The 22,712-nt window shown below is 41.8% G+C and carries 22 protein-coding genes and 1 pseudogene; 7 read left to right on the top strand and 16 right to left on the bottom strand.

Annotated elements, in window-relative coordinates:
- Positions 1–57: 57 nt before the first annotated feature.
- The 3 genes from J2S25_RS16320 to J2S25_RS16310 form a co-directional block, all read right to left on the bottom strand.
- On the bottom strand, positions 58–666 hold the full coding sequence (locus J2S25_RS16320) for a TVP38/TMEM64 family protein (RefSeq protein ID WP_307192406.1): 609 nt from the start codon (positions 664–666) through the stop codon (positions 58–60).
- Between the two features lie 94 nt (positions 667–760).
- Positions 761–1,699: an LCP family protein gene (locus tag J2S25_RS16315; protein ID WP_044395069.1), complete on the bottom strand. Its 939-nt coding sequence runs from the start codon at positions 1,697–1,699 to the stop codon at positions 761–763.
- Between the two features lie 147 nt (positions 1,700–1,846).
- A complete protein-coding gene (locus tag J2S25_RS16310; protein WP_307192405.1) occupies positions 1,847–3,829 on the bottom strand; it encodes a S9 family peptidase in 1,983 nt (660 codons plus the stop codon).
- 225 nt (positions 3,830–4,054) lie between these two features.
- Here J2S25_RS16310 and J2S25_RS16305 point away from each other — a divergent pair, with 225 nt between their 5' ends.
- Positions 4,055–4,447 carry a YhjD family protein gene (locus J2S25_RS16305; protein ID WP_044395065.1) on the top strand — a complete coding sequence of 131 codons (393 nt, stop codon included), beginning with the start codon at positions 4,055–4,057 and terminating at the stop codon, positions 4,445–4,447.
- Positions 4,448–4,470: 23 nt separating this feature from the next.
- Here J2S25_RS16305 and J2S25_RS16300 read toward each other — a convergent pair whose 3' ends face one another.
- Complete coding sequence (locus J2S25_RS16300; RefSeq protein ID WP_044395063.1) at positions 4,471–5,049, bottom strand: competence protein ComK; 579 nt, start codon at positions 5,047–5,049, stop codon at positions 4,471–4,473.
- 190 nt (positions 5,050–5,239) lie between these two features.
- Here J2S25_RS16300 and J2S25_RS16295 point away from each other — a divergent pair, with 190 nt between their 5' ends.
- Positions 5,240–5,476, top strand: coding sequence for an IDEAL domain-containing protein (locus J2S25_RS16295; RefSeq protein WP_044395061.1), 237 nt, complete (start codon positions 5,240–5,242; stop codon positions 5,474–5,476).
- 80 nt (positions 5,477–5,556) lie between these two features.
- On the opposite strand, the gene J2S25_RS16290 is transcribed toward J2S25_RS16295, so the two are convergent.
- The 9 genes from J2S25_RS16290 to J2S25_RS16250 all read right to left on the bottom strand — a co-directional run bounded on the left by J2S25_RS16290 (position 5,557) and on the right by J2S25_RS16250 (position 15,453).
- Positions 5,557–6,831 (bottom strand): M48 family metallopeptidase, encoded by a 1,275-nt coding sequence (locus J2S25_RS16290; RefSeq protein WP_307192404.1) that lies wholly within the window; start codon positions 6,829–6,831, stop codon positions 5,557–5,559.
- Between the two features lie 1,191 nt (positions 6,832–8,022).
- On the bottom strand, positions 8,023–9,024 hold the full coding sequence (locus J2S25_RS16285; RefSeq protein WP_307192403.1) for an aliphatic sulfonate ABC transporter substrate-binding protein: 1,002 nt from the start codon (positions 9,022–9,024) through the stop codon (positions 8,023–8,025).
- Between the two features lie 19 nt (positions 9,025–9,043).
- The gene (locus tag J2S25_RS16280; RefSeq protein ID WP_307192402.1) at positions 9,044–9,799 is read right to left on the bottom strand and encodes an ABC transporter permease; all 756 of its coding nucleotides are present in this window, start codon (positions 9,797–9,799) and stop codon (positions 9,044–9,046) included.
- Entirely contained in the window at positions 9,789–10,571 is a 783-nt protein-coding gene (locus tag J2S25_RS16275; RefSeq protein WP_307192401.1) for an ABC transporter ATP-binding protein, read from the bottom strand. The genes J2S25_RS16280 and J2S25_RS16275 overlap by 11 nt, the downstream gene beginning before the upstream one ends.
- 219 nt (positions 10,572–10,790) lie before the next feature.
- Positions 10,791–11,096: an AzlD domain-containing protein gene (locus tag J2S25_RS16270; RefSeq protein WP_044393172.1), complete on the bottom strand. Its 306-nt coding sequence runs from the start codon at positions 11,094–11,096 to the stop codon at positions 10,791–10,793.
- Positions 11,089–11,817, bottom strand: coding sequence for an AzlC family ABC transporter permease (locus tag J2S25_RS16265; protein ID WP_044393174.1), 729 nt, complete (start codon positions 11,815–11,817; stop codon positions 11,089–11,091). Before J2S25_RS16265 ends, J2S25_RS16270 begins: the two co-directional genes overlap by 8 nt.
- Before the next feature lie 192 nt (positions 11,818–12,009).
- On the bottom strand, positions 12,010–13,566 hold the full coding sequence (locus tag J2S25_RS16260; protein ID WP_044393176.1) for a fatty acid--CoA ligase family protein: 1,557 nt from the start codon (positions 13,564–13,566) through the stop codon (positions 12,010–12,012).
- 148 nt (positions 13,567–13,714) lie between these two features.
- Positions 13,715–14,704, bottom strand: coding sequence for a lipoate--protein ligase (lplA, locus tag J2S25_RS16255; protein WP_307192400.1), 990 nt, complete (start codon positions 14,702–14,704; stop codon positions 13,715–13,717).
- A gap of 14 nt (positions 14,705–14,718) precedes the next feature.
- On the bottom strand, positions 14,719–15,453 hold the full coding sequence (locus J2S25_RS16250; protein WP_044393180.1) for an MBL fold metallo-hydrolase: 735 nt from the start codon (positions 15,451–15,453) through the stop codon (positions 14,719–14,721).
- A 171-nt stretch (positions 15,454–15,624) separates the two neighbouring features.
- On the opposite strand from J2S25_RS16250, the gene yhfH reads away from it, so the two are divergent.
- Positions 15,625–15,759, top strand: coding sequence for a protein YhfH (yhfH, locus tag J2S25_RS16245; RefSeq protein ID WP_307192399.1), 135 nt, complete (start codon positions 15,625–15,627; stop codon positions 15,757–15,759).
- Between the two features lie 97 nt (positions 15,760–15,856).
- Here the strand turns inward: yhfH and hemY are convergent, their stop codons facing one another.
- The 3 genes from hemY to hemE form a co-directional block, all read right to left on the bottom strand.
- Positions 15,857–17,284, bottom strand: coding sequence for a protoporphyrinogen oxidase (gene hemY / locus J2S25_RS16240; protein ID WP_307192398.1), 1,428 nt, complete (start codon positions 17,282–17,284; stop codon positions 15,857–15,859).
- Positions 17,285–17,309: 25 nt separating this feature from the next.
- Complete coding sequence (hemH, locus tag J2S25_RS16235; protein WP_307192417.1) at positions 17,310–18,248, bottom strand: ferrochelatase; 939 nt, start codon at positions 18,246–18,248, stop codon at positions 17,310–17,312.
- Positions 18,249–18,336: 88 nt separating this feature from the next.
- Entirely contained in the window at positions 18,337–19,383 is a 1,047-nt protein-coding gene (gene hemE / locus J2S25_RS16230; RefSeq protein ID WP_307192397.1) for a uroporphyrinogen decarboxylase, read from the bottom strand.
- A 246-nt stretch (positions 19,384–19,629) separates the two neighbouring features.
- On the opposite strand from hemE, the gene J2S25_RS16225 reads away from it, so the two are divergent.
- The 4 genes and pseudogenes from J2S25_RS16225 to J2S25_RS16210 all read left to right on the top strand — a co-directional run bounded on the left by J2S25_RS16225 (position 19,630) and on the right by J2S25_RS16210 (position 22,624).
- Positions 19,630–20,139: an antibiotic biosynthesis monooxygenase family protein gene (locus J2S25_RS16225; protein WP_307192396.1), complete on the top strand. Its 510-nt coding sequence runs from the start codon at positions 19,630–19,632 to the stop codon at positions 20,137–20,139.
- Positions 20,140–20,395: 256 nt separating this feature from the next.
- Positions 20,396–20,752, top strand: a pseudogene (locus tag J2S25_RS16220) (hypothetical protein); the annotation flags it as partial.
- Positions 20,753–20,921: 169 nt separating this feature from the next.
- Complete coding sequence (locus J2S25_RS16215) at positions 20,922–22,214, top strand: hypothetical protein (RefSeq protein WP_307192395.1); 1,293 nt, start codon at positions 20,922–20,924, stop codon at positions 22,212–22,214.
- A gap of 257 nt (positions 22,215–22,471) precedes the next feature.
- Positions 22,472–22,624: a hypothetical protein gene (locus tag J2S25_RS16210; protein ID WP_307192394.1), complete on the top strand. Its 153-nt coding sequence runs from the start codon at positions 22,472–22,474 to the stop codon at positions 22,622–22,624.
- The last annotated feature ends 88 nt before the right edge of the window (positions 22,625–22,712 follow it).

Below are 22,712 nucleotides of genomic sequence, written 5' to 3'. Positions count from 1 at the left end.
GCAAATAAAAAAAGACTCGAAATTTGGCGAGTCTTTTCCGATAGATGCAAATCACAATTAATTATTTTTTTGGACACTCATATTCATTTTCACTTCAATTCTTTTGCCGATATACCACAGAATGGCAATTACCACTAACACGAGGGCCGTCCTTACAGGATTGGTGATTAACGCCCGTATATCATAGCCTACAAAACTGATGGTGAAAATCATCACCATTTTTCCTGTTATCACGGCAAGCATATATTGAGCTATGCTGATTTTCGACAGCCCGGCAACGATATTGACGAGGGCAGAAGGTGTAAACGGAAAGCTCAGCATCAGAAAAATTGGCCCGAAACCATGACGTTCAATCCAATTCATTCCTTTTTGTACTTTTGGATACCGCTGTAAAAATTGAAGAAGTCGACCTTGACCATATTTGCGGAAAATCAGAAATACAAGCAACGCTCCGATTACTGCACCCGTCCAGGAAAAGAGAAATCCAAGCCATAGTCCAAAAGCATTTGCATTCGCCATCACAAATAAAAACAACGGCAAGAATGGCAAAAATGCTTCGAGCATCGGCAGCAAAATTCCCGGTATCGGCCCCAAGGAACGATATTGGCTGAGCAAATCCATAATATTTTCAATTGTAAACCATTCTTTCATCCACATAACATCCATTGAAATCTCCTTGTTCAAACCACCTTCTTGGTCGGCGTGAATCGTCCTGCTTATTTCTATTACCTCTTTTTAGATATTTGTACACCTTTCCCGTCTATTTAGCTAAAAATTCCTGCAGGGCTTGTCTATTGGCTTCTAAATCAATTGCTAGCACTGCACCGGCACCGCTCACCCTCTGATTTTCAAATAAACCTTCCACCGGTATTCTCATCGTTTCGATATCCCGGTTTTCTTTTGAAATTAGGCCTTTTCCCATGTATAAAATATCCCCCGTATTCATATTGGTATTGACGAAAGGGGAGACTACTCCTATCAGTTTAGGAAGCTTTGGAAGCGTCTGAATGCTGGCAAATTCCTTGCCAACCTCTTTTAAGACACTTTGCTGACGTTCGACTCGGCCAAAGTCTCCGACTGCGTCCTGCCGAAAGCGGACATATCCAAGCAAATGCTTTCCATCCAGCCTTTGAACGCCTGGTTCCAAAGTGACACCGATTCCCTTTGACATTTTCTTTTCAACATCGACCTTCACTCCATCAGGGAACGCTTCATCAATCAGGCGAACAAACCCTTCAAAATTAACAATTGAATAGTATTGGAGGCTAATATCAAAATTGTCCTTGATTGTCTGTCTCAGTAATTCTGGTCCACCAAACGCTAAGGCTGCATTGATTTTATTCATCCCATGCCCTGGAATTTCTACGTATGTGTCCCTCATAATCGAAGTCAGTTTATACGACTCTTTATCCGGATTATAACTGGCAATCATAATCGTATCCGATCGGGAAGGTTCATCTCCTCTTGCGTCGCTGCCAATCAATAGGATATTCGTGAGTCCATTACGGTCACGCTCGCCATTGAATTGGTATTCCTGCTTTTTTGGTTCCGTTCCTTTTTCCGATTGATTCACTCCTGAGCGATACTGCATATACGCGTAGATAAACATCGCTCCCACCAGTAGAATCAGCAGCAAAAAAATGCTGGACCATCTGATTCTTTTTCTTTTTTTTGAACGCTGGTACTTGTCAGATCTCATTTTTAAAAAACCCTTCCGATTTTTAGTTGAATGCTACTTGTCATTAGTATTTTCCTTCTGTCCCTATAACCTTAAACGAATACGAAGAATTTTTACATAAAAAACCCCGCTGCATGATAAATTGCTGCGGGGATGCTGATTTATATTTTACAGATGAAGATCGAACCAGTCAACAATGGCCGCCAATCTGCTCAAACGCAGATTCGGCTTTCCACTTCTTGAAAGCTCGTGATTCGATTCCGGAAAGCGAATAAACTTTGTTTCCTTCCCCTGTCTTTTTAAAGCAATAAACAGCTGCTCTGCTTGCTCAATCGGGCAGCGGTAGTCTTTTTCACTGTGAAGAATCAACAGCGGTGTAGTGATTTGATCGACATAGGCAAGCGGCGAGTGCTTCCATAATGTTTCCAGATCGCTTAAGTCTGCTTTGATTTGCCACTCGGTAAAATAATAGCCAATATCACTGACACCATAGAAGCTGATCCAGTTCGAAATTGAACGCTGGGTGACGGCTGCTTTGAATTTGTCTGTGTGCCCGACGATCCAGTTCGTCATGAATCCGCCATAGCTGCCTCCGGTCACTCCCAATCGATTCTTGTCGATGAAGTCGTAGTTTTGCAGCGCATAATCGACGGCATCCATGACATCCTGGTAATCCCCGCCGCCATAATCCCCGCGAACGGCATTGACGAACTGCTGGCCATAGCCATGACTGCCGCGCGGATTGATATAAAGAACTCCATACCCTGCTGCAGCAAGCACCTGAAATTCGTTGAAATAAGAGTTTGCATACATCGCGTGCGGGCCGCCATGCACTTCTAGAATGAGCGGATATTTTTTGCTCACTTCATATCTTGCTGGCTTCATGATCCACCCGTGGAGCGGCGTGCCATCACTGGCTTCGAATGAAATTTGTTCGGGCTGAGCTAAAGTAATCGACGCAAGGAATTTTTCATTCACTGAAGTCAGTTGCTTTATCTCACCAGTGGTTGCTTCCAGTTGGAACAGTTCCCCTGGAAGCACCGGATTGCTGATTGCGGCAATCATTCTCTGATTTTTCCGGTCCAGCGTATAACCGTATACATGCTGCTGATTAAGCAGCGCTGGGTACACTTCTCCATTTAGAGTAGCGAAATACAAAACTGTGCTGCCCTGGTCGGTGGCAAGGAAATAAAGGCTTTCACTGTCTTCCCCCCAAATCAACCCCGGGCTGTGGGCTCCTTGCTGAAAATCAGCCGCAACCGCATCACCGACAAGGATATCCATGTTTTCTGTGAGGCATTGCACATGTCCTGTCTCCAAGCTCAGAATATACAACTGGCTCAATGTTGCATTTTCAAACTCCCGCTCATGCCCCGTATAACCAATGTGTTTTCCATCAGGAGAAAAAACAGCATCGCCAAAATACCCTTTGCCATTGGTAATCTTCGTTTTAACTCCAGACTGTATGTCCAGTATCCATAAATCACTTTTGAAAGAAAAATCCCGCTCTGGAGACTCATCTGCCGACAATACAAGGCTTTTGCCATCAGGAGCCCAGCATTGCAAATGGGAGTCCATCTCTCCTTTTGCAACCAGCTCTGCCTCTCCATCTATAACACTGACGATTACAATTTGCTTGTACTTTCCATCCCAGAAGCCAGCAGCATCTGATTTATACTTCATTTCTATTGCCACGAACGGCTCTAGTTTCTTGTCATCCTTCTTCTCTTCCGCTTTCTCAAACAAATCCTCATCCGGTTTTAACGATACCGAACAAGCAATTTTTTTACCGTCCGGCGACCAAACTGGGTCACTTGCACCATTCTTGAAATCCGTCACCTGCTTTGCCTCGCCGCCCGCAGCATCCAGAACAAAGATTTGATTCTTCCCATTGCGGTTCGAAACGAATGCCAGCTCCGTTCCGTCCGGCGACCACCTTGGTGATTGATTTCGGTTCTCACCATATGTCCATTGTTTCGGCTCCCCGCTATTTTCTATATCAATTATGTATAGATTAGAGGCATAATCATTTTTTCCCTCCAACATCTCCGTCAGCACAAATACACACTTTTTTCCATCCGGTGAATACTGGGGATCTGTAACGGATTTCAATTCAAATAAATCTTCTGGCTTGATCAATCTTTTTTCCATCCAGCTAACCTTCTTTCTCGTATAAAATGGATTTCTTAACTATTCTTATTTCGATAACAGAAATAAATTTCCTGCTTTCTGTGGAAACTTTTTCACAACTTCGCTGCTAATTTGGAAAAGATAATAATACAAGAAAAATCATTTACCCTCTTGAAATTCTGTTCAAAATCCATTACGATGATTACGAACCTATGTTCTTATTTTATAATAAAGGGGCAGAGCAACATGACAAGGATTCCTGAAAAAGACCGCGATATGATGGAGCAAGCCATCTATTTGCCAATGGTGCTGGTCGTGCTTAACCGGGATCTTTCTGTCGTAGAAAATAGTCCATTTAAATTAAAGAAGCCTTATTTGGAGCTAATCGAACAAACAATGAAAGCCGTTCAGAAAGAACTTGCACAAGTGAAAATCTATCTTAAAAAGAATCAGCTCAAAGTAGAAGAAGTAAAAAGAGATGATGCCTTCACTATGTTTCTCTTCCTTTACAAAGGATACGAAGAATACCATAATTACTTCAATCCCCGTATCCGCAACAAAGTCCAGGATTTAATGATCCACTACCTATTCAAACGATTTATGCCGGTTTTGGAAACAATTGAAAAGGAATCCGGCTAAACAACCGAATTCCCCTTTGTTTGTTAGTCTTTATAGGACTCGCTGACCAGATTAATATGAGAATAACCCTGTACTTCACTGAATTTTGGACCATGCAACAAATACAGTGCTTTCCGTTCCGTTTCTTTCATACGCTGCATGAATTTTGTGCGCAGCATCGATGTCCGAAGCAGCTGATTTTCAAATGAATGATGGGATACCGGCAAAACTATGGTTTTTTTGTTCCTGAAGGTAACTTGCGTACTTTGAGAATCTACTTTTTTATGGAATAATACATGCTCATGTGATACCCAAATGCAGTCCGGCTTCGTGGGTGAGCTTGTCGGCATGAAATAAATGGAGCTTATAGGGTCAATTATGATTGGGGTTTTATGGGTAATCCCGGTAAGCTGTTTTGTTCCTTCTTTCCTGCCTTCGTAACTGCTGCCAAAATAACTACAGCTTTTTTTGATAAGATCGATTGGTCTAAAAGGGGATACATACTCCTCTTCCAGTTCAATGATCCTCGAGTAAATCTTGCTGCCATAATCTTCTGGTAAAATGATCATTGTAAACGGATTTATTTCATATTCGTCAACTAAATTTCTTGGGTTCCCTGTCATACCTTCACCTCCAAAAATACCTTACGCCCTATTTTAACATAATTGCTAAAATTTTCTTTAAAAACTGAAAAAGTTCTGTTTTTAGTCACAATTACACTTTCGATAAAAAATTTTCTAAAAATTATAAAAATTAGTTGATTATTTTTCGCATCCTCCATATAATAAAAAAAAGGTCTAAGAGGTGAGGTCAGTGAAAGAGAATTCGTATTCTGAAACCATGAAGGCCAGTGTGATGAAACGCATCAAAGCCAAGGAATCGTTTGTTCTCGACCTATATGTTGACATGCTAGTCTCCGAAATTCAGCTGAATACCAGAAGAGAAAAGTTGATGAACAGAATCGACAAAGCGATCGATGATCGTGACAAACTCTTGTTTTTGAATTTGACGAAAGAGTTAAATGACCTTAACAAACAATTCGGAACATAAATGAGTGAAATCCCCTATATAGGGGATTTTTCATTGATAAAAGGAAAAACCTCGGTTAGAGGATTTTTCACAGTTATTTTTCAGTTGCCATTTCGCTTCTGGATTTCATACTCTTCCAGTCTTGAAATTCTCTCCAGCATGGTCGGATGGCCGTAGCGAAAAATTTTCACCAGCCAAGGTGGATTAACCTGGCTGAGGCCCGCTTTCGTCAATTCCTGGAAAGCAGAAATCGCTGCATCGGTATTGCCCGTCATTTCGATTGCATAGTCGTCTGCACGTGTTTCCTGGTAGCGTGAAACAAGATTGGTGATAGGGCTTGCAGCAAACAACATCATGGAGAGGAACATCAGAAACAATGGGAGTGACCTCAAGTCTCCTGGGTGCTTCAATTTGAATTCCTTGCCCCATCGTTTGATAGCCCAATTCAGCAATCTTGAGACAAGGTAGAGGCCGATCAATGACATCAACAAGTATCCGGCAATTCCAATATATATATGTTTCTCCACATAATGGGCCATTTCATGGGCCATTATGAACAGGATTTGGTCATCGTTCAATTTATTCAATGTCGTATCCCAGAGGACAATCCTTGAATTGGATCCAATTCCCGTCACATAGGCATTAAGAGCATTCGTCTTCTCCGCCATATCAACTTCGAAAACATGCTCCGCAGGGATGTTCGCTTGCGCGGCAAGATCCAGAATCTTTGTCTCCAGTTCTTTATTTTTCAGCGGGGTAAAATCATTGTACAGCGGATCAATCACAACTGGCTGCAGGAACATGATGAACAAAGTAAACGGCACGGAGAGCAGCCATGCAAACAGCCACCAATACGTCTTGAACTTGTTCATCAGCCAGTAAAGGACAATAACAATCACAAACATAAAGGCATAGTTGACCCAGAAATCGATCAGTTCATCCTTCATCCAGGCAGCAAAGGATTGTGTTGATATATTATAGGTTTTCGAAAGCGTGTAACTAATGTAACTTAGAGGAAAAGTAGCGATATAAGCAAAGAATGACAGCCAGAATACATAAATCGCTGTCTGGCCATATTTATTTTTCGACGTCTCTTCTCCCCATCTCTTAAAAGCCTTTGAAAGGCCCAACAGCAAAATTAAAAAGTAAAATAGCCACTCAAATGGTGTAGACAGGAAGAATAACAAATTCCTAATTTTTGAATATTCCTCACTCAGCATCAGTTCTCTGCCATTCAAGAATGTTGCCGGGTCAGCCTTCGATCCCTCATACTCAAATGGTAAATTTGCATCTGCAAAGGAAAATAAATACCAGTACACCACAAACCCATAGAGCACATAGGCGATCACCCCGTAAAAACCCATCTTTCTCGCCATAGATTCTCCCCCTCGTACAAACATGTCTATAACTATTTTAATCCTTTGTCCTAAAAATAGAACAAGTTATTCATGGCAGGAAAAAATGTTCCTCCAACATGTTACCGAACTCTCCAACTTCTCTGCTTTCGGGCACATATTCCTCCGATATGTTACCGAACTCTCCAAATTTTCTACTTTTCGGGCACATATTCCTCCGATATGTTACCGTACTCTCCAGCTTCTCTGCTTTTCGGGCACATACTCCTCCGATATGTTACCGTACTCTCCAGCTTCTCTGCTTTTCAGGCACATATTCCTCCGATATGTTACCGAACTCTCCAACTTCTCTGCTTTTCGGGCACATATTCCTCCGATATGTTACCGAACTTTCCAGCTTCTCTGCTTTTCGGGCACATACTCCTCCGATATGTTACCGTACTCTTCAACTTTTCTGCTTTTCGGGCACATATTCCTCCGATATGTTACCGAACTCTCCAAATTTTCTACTTTTCGGGCACATATTCCTCCGATATGTTACCGAACTCTCCAAATTTTCTACTTTTCGAGCACATATTCCTCCGATATGTTACCGTACTCTCCAAATTTTCTACTTTTCGGGCACATATTCCTCCGATATGTTACCGTACTCTCCAAATTTTCTACTTTTCGGGCACATACTCCTCCGATATGTTACCGAACTCTCCAACTTCTCTACTTTTCGGGCACATACTCCTCCAATATGTTACCGAACTCTCCAAATTTTCTACTTTTCGGGCACATATTCCTCCGATATGTTACCGAACTCTCCAAATCTTCTACTTTTCGGGCACATATTCCTCCGATATGTTACCGAACTCTCCAAATTTTCTACTTTTCGGGCACATATTCCTCCGATATGTTACCGAACTCCCCAACTTCTCTGCTTTTCGGGCACATACTCCTCCAATATGTTACCGAACTCCCCAACTTCTCTGCTTTTCGGGCACATATTCCTCCGATATGTTACCGAACTCTCCAAATTTTCTACTTTTCGGGCACATATTCCTCCAATATGTTACCGAACTCTCCAACTTCTCTGCTTTTCGGGCACAAGTCCTTCGTTTATACACGAAATCTTCGTTAGCTGAGAGGATTCCATATTTCTTCATTCATTCAATATTGATTTTAACAGAAAAAAAGTACCCGAAAATCTCCGGGTACCCTTAGTTTTTATTTCAGGAAGCTGTCGTCAATCATTGTTTTGAAATCTGGTTTGTCTTTAAGGAATTTAAGTGAGTAGGATGAATCCGAGAAGTCCTGGATTGCCTGCGCATCGACTTCATGGGTAAAACCGATACGTTTCCAAGCTAGTTCTACTACCTCCTTTTCTAGTTCCTGTCCTGTTGTTTCTTTGATGTCTTTAATTGTAATTTCCTGTGCTACTGCTGGATTATCGTTGATGAATTTCACAGCGTCTTTGTGAGCATTAATGATTTTCTGGACTGTCTGAGGCTTTTCTTTGATCATTTTGCCTGAAGTGACCATTACGGAAGCTGGAAGTGTTTCGCCAAATGATACTTCATCCCAGCCAATGACGACCTCTGCTCCTGTTTCTTTTTCAATTACTGCAGCCCATGGCTCTGGAGCAACCGCAATATCAACCTTTCCGGACTTAAGCATTGCTGCATACTGTGCTGGCTGGCCGGTAAGATGTTTCATTGATCCGCCAATACGCTGTGAAGTGATTCCCTCTGCTTCAAGATAGGTTTCATACTGGACATCATGTGTGCAGCCCACCCCAGGGGTAATGAAAGTCTTTCCTGCGAAGTCATCAACCGAATCAATCTTGACTCCCTTTCTTGCCAATACTACTGTGCCGCCAGTAGACGCGCCAGCAATAATCTTAACGTCTGCTCCAGTTGAGTAGTTATTCATAGCTGGTCCCGGGCCTACAAGGCCTGCATCGATTTCACCTGTTTTCAAAGCAGTCATGAATGAACCACCTTCAGCAAATATCTTATACTCCATTGTTTTCCCGTCGCCAAGCTGCTTCTCAAAATAGCCCTTGTCTTTTGCCACCATGGCAGGTACGTGGTTGATGTTAGGAAAATAACCGATAACGATTTTCTCCTTTTCGCCCGCCGTTTTTGAAGCTCCTCCTCCTATACCGCAGCCTGCCAGAAGCACCGCGAATATCATTAAAAACGCTAAAAATATCGAAGCTTTTTTCATGTGATTTCCCCCTGTCTTTTTATGATTCAAGTCCCCAGCGATTGAGAATCGATTTTTCGATACGTTGGAAAATAAGCTGGTCTACGATTGTTCCGATAAAGCCGATGATGATCATAACGCCAATAACAAGAGCCATATCCCCGAAATCCGATGCATAACGGAGTGTGTAGCCAAGTCCTGGACCTGTGCTCAACAGTTCGCCGGCCATCAAGGCTCTCCATGCAAAAGCCCATGCGAGTCTTGATCCTGTTACGACATAAGGAATCGCTGCCGGGAAAATCACTCTTTTGTATAAGTCCCAGCCATTTACCCCCATTGTCTTCGCTGCCTTAATAAATAAGGGTGAAACATTCTTTATGCCTACTCTGATATTAAGAGTCATGACGAATGTCCCTCCGAGAACAACAACGAAAATAACGGCCTTCTCATTCATTCCGAACCACATAATCGCAAGTGGAAGCCATATGATACTCGGTACGCTTTGCAGCGCGAGCACCACTGTTCCAAGAGTCTCATCCGCCGTTTTTGATTTTGCGAGCAGGACACCAAGTCCTGTGCCTATTACCAGCGAGAGACCAAGACCGATAGCAAGCCGTTTGAAACTGGCAATTAAGTCATACACAAGCGTTTTATCCTGGAATCCTGTTAAAAGAGCCTCAAGGACTTTTTCAGGGGCTGGAAGGATGATCGGCAGCCACCATTCAAGCTTGCTCCCTGTATACCAGAAAGCAATAAGGACTGTGAAAAATAGGATTCTTTTAATGTTAGGATTCATGTGTAAGCTCCTCCCTGATGACTTTGTCAATCTCCTTCTTCAGGAAGCCCATGATATACTCTTCAAGTTCTACCATTTCTTTTTTATGCTCATGGCGCGACCTCGGAATATCCACTTTGATATCCTTTAGGATTACGCCTGGCTTGATTCCCATAACAACAATCCGGTCTGATAGCTTAATGGATTCGGAGATGCTGTGTGTTACGAATAAAATCGTTTTTTGCGTTTCTGACCAGATTGTCTCCAGCTGATCATGAAGACGTGAACGCGTTTGTTCATCAAGCGCCCCAAATGGTTCATCCATCAAAAGGATATCAGGGTTCATCGCAAGCGCCCTGGAAATAGCCACACGCTGCTGCATACCGCCAGACAGCTCATGAGGATAATGCGAAAGATAATTGCTCAGCTGAACCATTTGCAAATATTTCTTTGCTTGCTCTTCTGCCTGTTTCTTTGGCATCTCCTTCTTCAGTGGGAAAATTACATTTTCCAGTACATTTAGCCATGGGAATAAAGCTGCCTGCTGGAATACCATCCCCCTGTCTTTTCCTGACTTTTCAATTCGTTTTCCAGAAACGAGGATTTCTCCGCCAGTTGCTGTAGTCAGACCGGCGACAATGGATAATAGCGTAGATTTCCCACATCCTGAAGGGCCAAGAATTGAAACAAACTCCCCTTTATTCACTCCAAGATTAATATCTTTTAATATATCAACCTGGTGATTATTTTTGTCTGCATACTGTTTTTGCACATGGTTGATTTCTATAAACAACTTAATCACCTTATCCCTATAATACATATTAGTTTAGTCGGATTTAATTAAGTTAATTATAATCTATTCAATCATCTTGTCAACATTTCTTTATTTTTGAGCTCGTGCAGCCTGTCTTTTCTTTAATGGTTCTGAAAAAAGTGCTTTAATCTGTCCTGAGAAAGTGCAGGTTGCACCAATTATATTGACTAATAAAAAAAGACCTGCTCGCCGGCAGATCTAGAAAAAATAAGAATATAAGGTCAAAACGGATATGGAACCAATTACCACCAAAATCACATTCGCTCCCAAAAAAGCAACAATGAACGCGGCCGCTGCACCGATCAGGCCGTACCAGATGTCTTCTTGGATGAACAGGATTGCTGGGAAGATTAGCGCTCCCAGTGTGGCAAACGGAACATTCTTCAAGACTCCTTGCAAAAAAGGCGGCAGTTCTTTTCCCCGGAACATAACGAACGGAAGCATCCTCGGTATGTAGGTCACGACAGCCATGCCTATGATCATGATGATAATCTCTCTACTCATCTGCTTCTGTCCTCCTGCTTTTCTTGAACGTTTCGACAGTTTCTACAAGAACAGCTGACAATAACGTTGCCAGGACAATCGCCCAGCCCGTTGACATCCATTCAGCCATCGTGAAAATCGAGTTGAACGCAGCAGCGAGTACTGCCAGGTAGATAACTTTCACATTGGTTTTCATCGATGGAACCAATAAGCCAACAAACATAGCATACAATGCGACTGACATGCTTTCCTGAAGGGTTTGCGGCAATCCAGCCCCGACAAGGTAACCCAGCCCTGAAAAGACAACCCAGCTCGAGTAGGCAGTGAGATTCAAGCCAAACATATACCCGGCATTTACCGTTCCAGCCTGCGTGGCTGCGACCGAAAACGTTTCATCGGTAATCCCAAAGGAATACGCAATCCTCGCTCCAACCGTATCTTCCTCCGCCTTCTCGTTCAAGGACGCAGACATGAGGAAATGACGGATATTCACGATAAAGGTAGTAAGGATCACCTCGAAAATTCCGATTCCCTGTGCCAGGAGACTTAAGGAGATATACTGTGCAGCACCAGCAAATACCAGCATGCTCATCATGACAGTCTCCCCTAGCGCAAGTCCCGTTGTCTTGGCGATCAAGCCAAAGGTAAGTGCAATCGGCATATAGCCTATCGCAATGCTGATGCCTGATTGAATCCCTTTTTTAAAATCTGTTGCCTGCTTCACAGCCAATGTACTTTCCACGACCTTCCCGCCTTTCTTGTACTATGTAAGAATGGAAATCCTTTAATCAATTAAACTATATTATACATTCTCCCAGCACTGTGGAAAAGTATTTCTTTGATCGAAATACTTTTTATTTCGGAAAATTCGCAGTTCATTGACATTCTAGTTTAAAAAGAGACAGACACGGAGCGCCTGCCTCTTGCTTTGTAATTATCTTTCTTGCAGAACCTGCTTTTTCAGAGCTCTTCTTAAAATTTTGCCGGTGGTATTTTTCGGCAGTTCCTCTAGAAATTCGATCGCGTTTGGCACCTTATACTTTGCCAGGTGCTTTCTTGAGTACTCCATCAACTGCTCTTCTGTTAGATCAGGATTTTTGCTAACTACATAGCACATTACCGCTTCGCCAAAATTCGCATCTGGTACGCCTAATACTGCAACCTCCACTATATCTGGATGATTATACAATACTTCCTCGACCTCGCGTGGGTACACATTGTAACCGCCGACAAGGATTAAATCCTTCTTGCGGTCAACGATGTAAAAATACCCATCTTCGTCCATTCGGGCAAGGTCTCCAGTATACAACCAGCCATCCTTAATGGTTGCAGCGGTTTCTTCCGGCATCTTGTAGTAGCCTGCCATTACATTCGGGCCGCGGACGATCAATTCGCCAACTTCCCCAGGAGCCACTTCTTCTCCCATTTCATTGACGACCTTGTTTTCCACATTCATAATGGAGGTTCCGATTGAACCAGGCTTGCGCGGACGATCAAGCGGATTGAAGCAGGTAACCGGTGACGCCTCAGATAAACCATATCCTTCTGAAATCCTGACGTTGAATTTTCGCTCGAAATTTTGAAGAAGTGCAACCGGAAGGGAAGCCCCCCCTGAAATACACAATCTTAGCGACTTAAGATCATCCGGATTCCCTTCTGGATATTGGAATAGGAAATTATACATGGTTGGTACTCCTGCAAATACAGAAGCATCGTACTCTCTAGCAATTCGGAACACTTCCGCTGGGCTGAATTTAGGAACAATCAACAATGTTGCCCCATTCATCAACGGTGCATTAAGGGCCACGGTCAAGCAGAAGACATGGAACATTGGCAGGGCAGTAATCACCCTGTCTTCTTCATTCATCTTTAAGTAATCGCTTACATCTTTGGCGTTGCTGTAAAGATTTTTATGCGTCAGCATGGCCCCCTTCGGCTTTCCGGTTGTGCCGGATGTATAAAGAATGATCGCGACATCGTCGTCATTCAGCGTGGAGCCACGAAAGCCAAGGTCGCCGGAGGCAACAATCTGTGTAAACGATTTCATTTTTGTTCCGATTGAAAGCTGGGACATTTCTTCTTCAGTCATCTGGCTTTGGCCAGTCTCAGCTATAACAAAGTGCTCGACCTTTGGCAGCTGTAGATGCATCTTTTCGGCAAGTGGGAGCATCATGTCGAGACCGACAACAACTTTCACATCGCCATTATGGAGGATATAGCCGATTTCATCTGCGGTGTAAATTGGATTGATAGGAATGACTGTTGCACCAAGTCTTAAAGCTCCGTACAAACTGATGACAAAATGTGGAGAGTTTCCGAGCAGCAAAGCAATATGATCCCCTTTTTCCACCCCTAATTTTACAAGACCAGATGCAAACTTTGTGACGGCAGCATCCAGTTCAGCGTACGTACTTGCTTCGTCCATAAAAAAATATGCCGGTTTACTGCCCAGCATTGAGGCAGTGTGATGAAGCTGTGATGAAAGATTCATTTGTCTCCCTTCCCCCTTTGCACTGTAAAAAAGTTTTCTAAATATATTATATTGAAAGAAAATTATGGATTCAAGAAAAATGTGTCAAGATTTCAACAATTATTTTTCACGATAGAAAACGCGGTGCATCCACACCGCGTTTCAAAAATTAATAAATTAAGTTGATAAAGTCTTCTTTAGAAATATTTCCGAAATAGTGTTTGATGTCTACATCCTCCAACGCATTGACAATTTTTGATTTCTCATATTTTATCCCAGTCAGCTTATGCTCAATGACACTGACATCGCCTACACCAAAGAAGTCCCCATAGATTTTGCAATGGTCAATGATTCCCTTGTTGACTTCAAAACGGACATCAATCTGACCCACGGGAAAACGATGGGAATGCTGCAGATTAAATTTAGGCGACTTCCCGTAATTCCAATCCCAATTCTGATACCGTTCTTTTGAAAGTTTTTGAATATTTTCCCATTCCTTTTCTGTTAAAACATACTCTGGAATTTCATCCAGCCCTTCAAAAATATTTTTTAACAGAAGCGAGCGGAACTCCTCAATTGTCACTTTATTTGAAAGGAACTCGGAAATATTCGCGACTCGGCTGCGGATTGATTTGATTCCTTTAGATTCTATTTTGTCTTTTTTCACGTTAAGCGCCGAAACGACGCTTTCGATTTCTGAATCAAACAAAAGTGTACCATGGCTGAACATCCGGCCTCTTGTTGAAAATTGCGCATTTCCGGAAATCTTCCTGCCTTCTGCCAACAGGTCATTCCTGCCGCTTAATTCAGCGTTAACCCCCAATTTCCTTAATGCGTTTACCACAGGCTCGGTAAACTTCCTGAAATTATGGAAGCTGTCCCCGTCATCCTTGGTAATAAAGCTGAAATTCAAGTTGCCAAGGTCATGATACACCGCTCCGCCTCCGGATAAACGGCGGACGACATGAATCCCATTCTTTTCTACATATTCAGTATTGATTTCTTCCATTGTATTCTGGTTCTTGCCAATGATGATGGATGGCTCGTTTATATAGAAAAGCAGGTAGGTTTCATTGATATCAAGATTCTTTAAGGCATACTCTTCAATTGCCAGGTTGATTCTTGGATCTGTAATTCCTTTATTATCAATAAATAACATGGTTGATTCTCCTTTTATACGGTTATTTCAAGACCTTCCCTGGCCAGGGTTATCGGCCCGGAAAATAGTGTGGAAGCTTCGGAAACAAGCTGATCGATCTCACCATAATGTGGCAAGTGAGTCAGGACCAGCTGCTTTACTCCCGCCTGGTTAGCGAGCTTTCCATTTTCATAGCTGTTCATATGCCCTGCACCCTTGCCGTCCTGGTTACCATAGAAATTGCATTCTGAAAGCAATAAGTCCGCATTGGATGCAAAAGGAAGGAGATCTTCCTTATAGGAAGTATCAGCTGTATACACCAGAGATTTGCCGCCAGCTTCGATTCGCATGGCATAACATGGGACCGGATGGGTCGCAGGAAGAAAGGAGATGGTGAAAGGTCCGATCTCCAGTTTTTTTGACGAGTGGTAGTCCACTCCCTTTGTAATATTCTTATAAGTAAGTTTTGCGAACTCCTGCTTGTCCTGTGCGTGACCGTAAATCGGCAACTGAGGGAATTTTTTGCCTAAAAACCCCTGGATCAAGCGTGCGTGCTGCAGTACACCGATGTCGGCAACATGATCAGGATGATAATGCGACAGCACGATTGCATCCAGTTCTTCTGGCTGTACAAAATTTTGAAGCTTCGCGAGCACGCCGCTGCCAAAGTCGATCATGAGCTTAAATCCTTCCTGTTCAAGTAAGTATCCAGCACTAGCTCCGTTTACTTTAGGATATCCACCCCAGAATCCCACGATTGTCAGTTTCAAAGCTTTCCCTCCTATAAAATCACGATTTTCTTTTACTATACTTTATTTTGTCCATTTTTTCATACTAGTGATTTTTTCAGAAAATTTTGTTTGACATCTTTTGTACTGTTATAATACAATATAGTAAATGATAGTACTGTATCAAACAACTAACCGAATGGAGGAGACAGCATGATTAAAAATGCGGTAGAATTTTTTCGCAATTTGCCAAAGAAGCAGTGTATCGAATGTGGAGAGACAATTGATGAACAGCATGAATGCTATGGAAACAAATGTGATAAATGCATGGATCCGGGAAAATTCTAACCAACGTTTTCCTTTCCTGTTTTTTCCTGCAGTGATAAACCAATAGATGAAAAGCCAGCCCTCCATTGCCGGGCTGGCTTCCTTTTTCCCAAACATGTTATCGGTTAAACTGCAAATATTCAAGAATTTTTTCGACCGCTACTTCTCCCTGATCGATGCAGTCGGGAAGACCGACTCCTTCAAAAGAGCTTCCACCGACAAAAACGCCGGGTAGCTCTTCTTCAAGATTACGCTTCAGATTAGCGATTCGTTGCTTGTGCCCGACAGTATACTGGGGCATTGCTTCCTTCCAGCGAGATACGACGGCGAAATCAGGCTGGGTTTGAATCTCCATTATTTTATTTAAATCTTCCAATGCTATTTGGATGATTTCATCATCTGAGAGATCAACAATTGCTTCATCACCTGGTCTGCCGACATAAAGGCGGAGCAGAACTTTTCCCTCTGGTGTTGTATGGGGCCACTTTTTATGCGTCCATGTACAAGCTGTAATCGTATAATCACTATTTCTGGAGACGACGAAACCAGTTCCATCGATATCTTCTTTTATCACACTTTCCGGGAACGCCATGGCGATTGTTGCCACGGATGTGGAAGGCATGTCGCGGAATGGCGTAAAAATATGCTCATGATCCGCGAACATATGCAAGGCAGCTTCATGAGGTGCAGCTACAAGGATGCTATCTGCATCAAGAGTCTCCCCGCTGCTCAGCCGCAAACGGTACCCTCGCTTCTGCTTGCTTACTTTATCCACACGGATCCCCTTGATGACCGATCCTGACTCCAGCTTCGATTCAATCGCATCTACAAACGACTGGAGCCCAGACGTCACGGTCAGGAACATCCCTTTTTTCTTCGCCTGCGCTAGTTCTGCAGGCTGCTTTTTTGGGGCAGGTGTCGATTTCTTTGTCCCAAGAATCAAGCTGCCATATTTCTGCTCTGTCTGATAAAATTGCGGAAAGGTAGACAATAAACTCATATTATCAATATCTCCGGCGTAAATGCCTGAGAGCAAAGGTTCAATCAAATTCTCGACTACTTCATCACCAAGCCTGCGCCGGAAAAAGTCTCCAAGCGACTGGTCCCCTGCCACCTTTGAAGGTGGCAGGAAGAAGTCTCCGGCAGCCCGAAATTTCCCCGGCCATGAAAACAATCCACTTGTTACAAACGGGCTGATCTGAGTAGGAATCCCCATCACCGCGCCACCTGGAATTGGGTGAAGTCTGTCCTTAACGAGCACATACGATTTTCCTGTACTGTTATTGACTAATTTATCCCCTAATCCGACTTCTCTCGCCAGACGGCCTGCACTTTCTTTTCTTTCAAGAAAAGAATCCGGTCCTCTTTCAATGACGAAGCCGTCTTTTACATACGTCTGCATTTTCCCGCCAACCCGGTGTGAGGCTTCAACCAGCTTTACTTCTAAAAGAAGCTCATTCTCCCTGGCATGCTTTTGCAAATAATAGGCAGCAGTCAAACCAGTGATGCCTCCCCCGATTATTACCACTTTTTTCCTATCCGTCACGGTAAATCACCTTCTTTTAGTAAGTTTAGCTTGAAGATGACAGCTTTTTTAAAATAACATCTGCCATAGCGTCAATGAACTCCGGTTTCGCATTCGGCATTGGCGGTCGGTAATAGCTGGCTCCGATTTCATCCGTTACCACCTTGCATTCATAATCATTGTCATATAATACTTCAAGATGCTCGGAAACAAACCCAACTGGCACATAAACAAACGCTTTGTAGCCGTGCTCTTCATATAGTTCTCGCGTCAAATCCTGAACATCTGGTCCAAGCCAAGGTTCAGGGGTATTGCCGGCGCTTTGCCAGCCTACCGCGTAATTCTTTACCCCAGCCTGCTTGGCAATCAAGTCTGCTGTTTCCTTCAATTGTTCAGGATAGGGATCGCCCATCTGGAGAATTTTTTCCGGAAGGCTATGGGCAGAAACAATCAAGACCGACTTTTTCTGTTCATCAGCAGGCATCTCTGCATATGTTTTTGCGACACGATCTGACCAGTACTTAATGAATTTCGGTTCCTTATACCAACTTTCCACGGAAACAATCTCGGGTCCACCTAACTTGGCAGCTTCTTCCTTTGCTCGGCCATTATAGGCCTTTACACTGAAGGTGGAAAAATGTGGAGCTAAAACGATGCTGACCGCCTCTTCTATTCCGTCTTCATGCATTTGCTTGACAGCCTCTTCGATAAAAGGCTCCATATGCTTCAATCCAAGATACAGTTTGAATTCGACCCCCTCCTGGATAGTGTTCAAATGCTGTGTGAGCTTCTCGCCTTGCTCCACCGTGATGTTCGCCAGCGGAGAAATTCCGCCAATCGCTTCATACCGGTTCCGTAAATCTTCAAGCATTTCCGGTGCAGGTGGGCGTCCGTGGCGGATATGTGTATAGTAACGTTCAATATCTTCTTCCTCGTAGGGAGTGCCATATGCCATCACCAGTAAACCCATCTTTTTCTTCGTCATCATCGCACCTCTTTTGCAGTCTCTAAGCTTTTATTCTGTAAAAATAACCGTCCATTACCAAATCTAATGCTCTGATGGCGGACAGAACCTATTGGCCCAGCTTTAAGGCCGAATACTCATGGATGAATGCAGTCAATTTTTTCAGCACATCGGGGTTCACTGATGGGAAAACACCATGTCCTAGGTTAAAGATGTAGCCAGAACGCTCCATCCCTTGATCAAGGATTGCTTTCGCCTTTTCTTCAATGACATTCCAAGGAGCAAGCAGGATCGCCGGATCAAGATTGCCCATAATTGCTTTCTCGATGCCAAGCGCACGCGCCTCGTCTATCTGCAAACGCCAATCAAGACCAACAACATCAAGTGGGATGTCTTGCCATTCAAGAGCAAGATGGCTTGCACCAACACCAAACATGATCAACGGCACATTCTCGCTTTTCAGCTCCGAGAAAATTCTGTTCATGACTGGTTTAATAAATGTGCGGTAGTCTTGAACATTCAATGCGCCAACCCACGAGTCAAAAATCTGGATTGCTGTTGCGCCGGCTTTGATTTGGGATTTCGCATAGGTAATTACCATATCGCCAAGCTTGTCCATTAGTGCATACCAGGCTTCAGGCTGAGAATACATAAATGCCTTTGTTTTATTATAGTTTTTTGAAGGTCCGCCTTCGATCAAATAGCTGGCAAGTGTAAACGGCGCACCTGAAAAGCCGATCAGTGGGACAGTAAGCTGTTCTTTGGTAAGAAGCTTGATCGTATCGAGAACATACGGAATATCTGACTCTGGATTGATTTTGCCCAATTTCTCAACATCCGACAGCGAGGTTAGCGGATTTGCTATGATCGGTCCGATGCCTGACTTGATTTCGACGTCTACGCCCATTGCTGGGAGCGGGGTCATAATATCTTTATAAAGGATGGCGGCATCTACCCCATACTGTTCTACCGGAAGCCTTGTTACATATGCACAAAGTTCAGGCTGATGAGTGATCTCGAACAGGGAATATTTTTCTTTGATTTCTCTATATTCAGGCTGGGACCGTCCAGCTTGTCTCATATACCAAACAGGGACATGGTCTGTCTTTTCCCCTCTGGCTGCTTTTAAGAGAGCATCATTGGTTATCTTGCTCATTAAGTTTGGTCCACCTTTCGATAATGTCTGTACTCCATTGTAATATAAAAAGGGGGAAATAAAAAACATCTATTTTCCAATAAGCTTCTAAAATCGAACTATCTACACTATATCGTTTTTCCCTTCCTTTTTCATAGGTAACGCGTTCAATTGTTGAAAATTAGACGTTTTTCTTTCTTGAAAAGAAGGGAAACTAAAGGTAGGTGTGAAATTACTAATCAAAAGACTAAAAATGGAGGGGAAGATATGAATCTTTTCATTACATCTGGGACAGCTGATTTTCTATTGAAATTAAAAGAGAAACACCAGGATGAAAACATGGTTCTGATGAACAACAGTGAATCATCCATCCTTGTGCATGAAACAGAAGGACAGACATTATTCAACTCACCACGGAAATATAAAGTGATTGATTCAGCGGGCAATCTCGGACATAAAGGGTTTGCTGTCCTCAATAATATTCCAGTAACCGAGGAAGGCCGGCCGCTTTTTGAGGACCGCTTCTTGAACAGACCGAGAAAGATTGAGAAGGAACCCGGATTTGTCGCCATTCGCGTACTGCGGCCATTGAGCTCTAACACCTACATCATCCTGACTATCTGGGATCAGGAAAGCTCGTTTGAAAATTGGCAAAAGTCCAAAGCGTATGCCGATGCACATAAAAACCGCGGTACAGAAGCAGGGATTGCTGGCGCAAAGCCAACTATTTTTGAAAGTACATCATTTGTTTCCAAATATTATATCGAAAGCGAGTAATTTTCCGCTATTGGCGTCTCCATATTTATACTGGAGGACGCTTTTTTTCTGATCATTAACCCCACGCTCAGCCATTTATTAAACTCCACGATCGAGTGACGATCCTTCCCTCTCCTTCTAAAACATTCGAAAAAATCTCTCTAGGTGAATTTTCATCCATCCGCACACATCTTTGTGCTTTTAACATATTCTGTAGTACTCAAAAGGAAGTTGCTATATTCATCACCATTTATCAATCAGAAGGGAGCATTTCTCAATGGTTGTAGAATTAACTGCACTACATTGGATATATGTTTTTTTCATTTTTTTAATCATCGGGTTTATGGTCAGGAAAAGAGATACAGCGCTTATATCGATTATCGGAATCTTTTTACTGGCAATCGTCGCGACGGGCTCTTTGAGTGGCTCGGTTAGCAGTGTCTTTACTAGCTTCATCTATGCGATAACAGAGCTTTTGCCTACCATTCTTGTGATCTCCATTATTGTGGCGATGAGCAGAACACTCACCGTGACAGGGATTAATGATGCAATGATTTCCCCATTCGCCAAGTTGATTAAAACACCTGCACTGGCTTATTGGATCATCGGAATAGTCATGATGTTCATTTCCTGGATTAAGTGCACTTACATACACCAATTAATAAATGCTTATGTATCAAGGGTTTGAATACCTTTGGTAATTTTATCCTTTGGCTTTTTCCTATTCAATAAACATGATGAAATAATTCGTTTGCCTATGTTAAAGTGTAAATAAATGACATATGGGAGATGAGTTTTTTAAAATGAGTAATGATATGAATATTTCGGGGTTTAATGAATCCATAAACAAAAACAAAAGTGCTTTTTTATGCGGTAACGGATTTAGCATGAATTTTGATAGCGACTTTGGACGTATATATGATAAATTATTAATCTCTCATAAAAATGTAATATACAATTCATCATATGAAATAAAAGCTAATAAAAATTTCAAACGTAAATGTATTGATAACTTTCAAAGTGTTAAAAAGTTCTTGCGTAACATTTCAGAGGATTCCTTGTATGGGATTTTTAATGATGCCTTAATTTTTGCTGAATCAATAAGAGAAAATAGCAAGTTAATTGAAGAACTATGGGAAGAAAAGTTTATTTCCAAACTAGTTTTTGGATTAAGCCAAATTGATATAATAAATAGAATTTGTGAAGTTGGTAAAAATAAAGGTATCACTTATGTAAACATTGAACACTGGACTACTCTTATATACTTCTATTTTGCAATAAAAAAATTGAATCCGAATTACTATCACTTCCCTACCAATAATTCCTTTATTACTGTGCTGAAAGTCGGAAACAATAGCCCAATAAGACTATTGCCACAAGAACAACAATTAAATGAAGAAGTTATATTTAACGGATTCACAACCTACTATCGGTTTCTGTTTTCCATAGCCATATTTTCAAATGGGAAAGCATTGGATATGAGTATGTTATCAAATATCAATAACCTTGATATGAATAAAATAAAGAATTTTTTAAATGAATTCGACTCTCTGCTTTCACTTAATTACGACAAGATAATGGAAAATATAGTGGGTAACCGTGTGGAACATTTCCATGGAGAATTTGTTAAGAATAAAACAGAATATGTATTTTCTCAGAGTTTAGGATTTAATTATGATAACGGGTATGTCAGCTTCTCGGATATTTTAATTGGTGATTTCTTTACCTTTAAAGCTTTTTTACCAGTTGTTAATAAACTAAGTAAGAATATGTATAATAAGAAAATCTCAACTTTTTCCGATAAAATGGATACTTTAATCAAAGATAATTCAATAAACAATATTGTTATCTTTGGTATGAATATAGAGAATGACCAACATGTTTTAAGAAATATAATGTTAGCATTTTACTTTTCTCAACAACCCAATCCACAAATTATATATTGTTATTTCACTCCAGAAGAAAAGAAAGATTTTCAAGAACAATTTGAAGCTGTTATAACATTTAGCCCAGAAGTAAATGAATATGTAAAAAATATAAACGTTAGTTATATAAAAACACAGGAAATATTAAAAGAATACTTTTATATCGAATAAGGGGCTTCCTGCGGGAAGTCTTTTTTAAATCCTTTTCATCACTCCCTGTTAGGCGGATCGACTTCGTCGATGCGACTGCTAATTAAACTTTAGACACAAAAAAAGAGAATCCCCGTTAAGGAACACCCCTATAATAAAAACCTGCCTTCTTATATTGTATGTTCCCTATAGGAATCCTCACGGCAACAATGTCTTTGTCCGTGAATACTTTTAAAATAACATGGAAAAATACGAACAAAAGAATGGAGGTATAATGAATGAAACGGTTTGTAACAATGATTATTGCATTCAGTCTATTAGTTATCTTAGCAATCCCAGTTTCAGCACAAAATTTTGATTATCCAAATAACAAAGGAAAAACATTTATTAACGAAAACGAGTTTTACCAACAAATGAAAAAAGATTGTTAATGACGTTTTATAATGTCCAAAACTTGACGATATTAATTGTCCTAAAACTGACGGATATACTGTCCAAAAATAAAAAGGAAGCATTTTC

It is taken from the genome of Mesobacillus stamsii, from assembly GCF_030814065.1.
GTDB lineage: Bacteria > Bacillota > Bacilli > Bacillales > Cytobacillaceae > Mesobacillus > Mesobacillus stamsii.
This window is presented reverse-complemented; position numbering and strand designations above follow the sequence as displayed.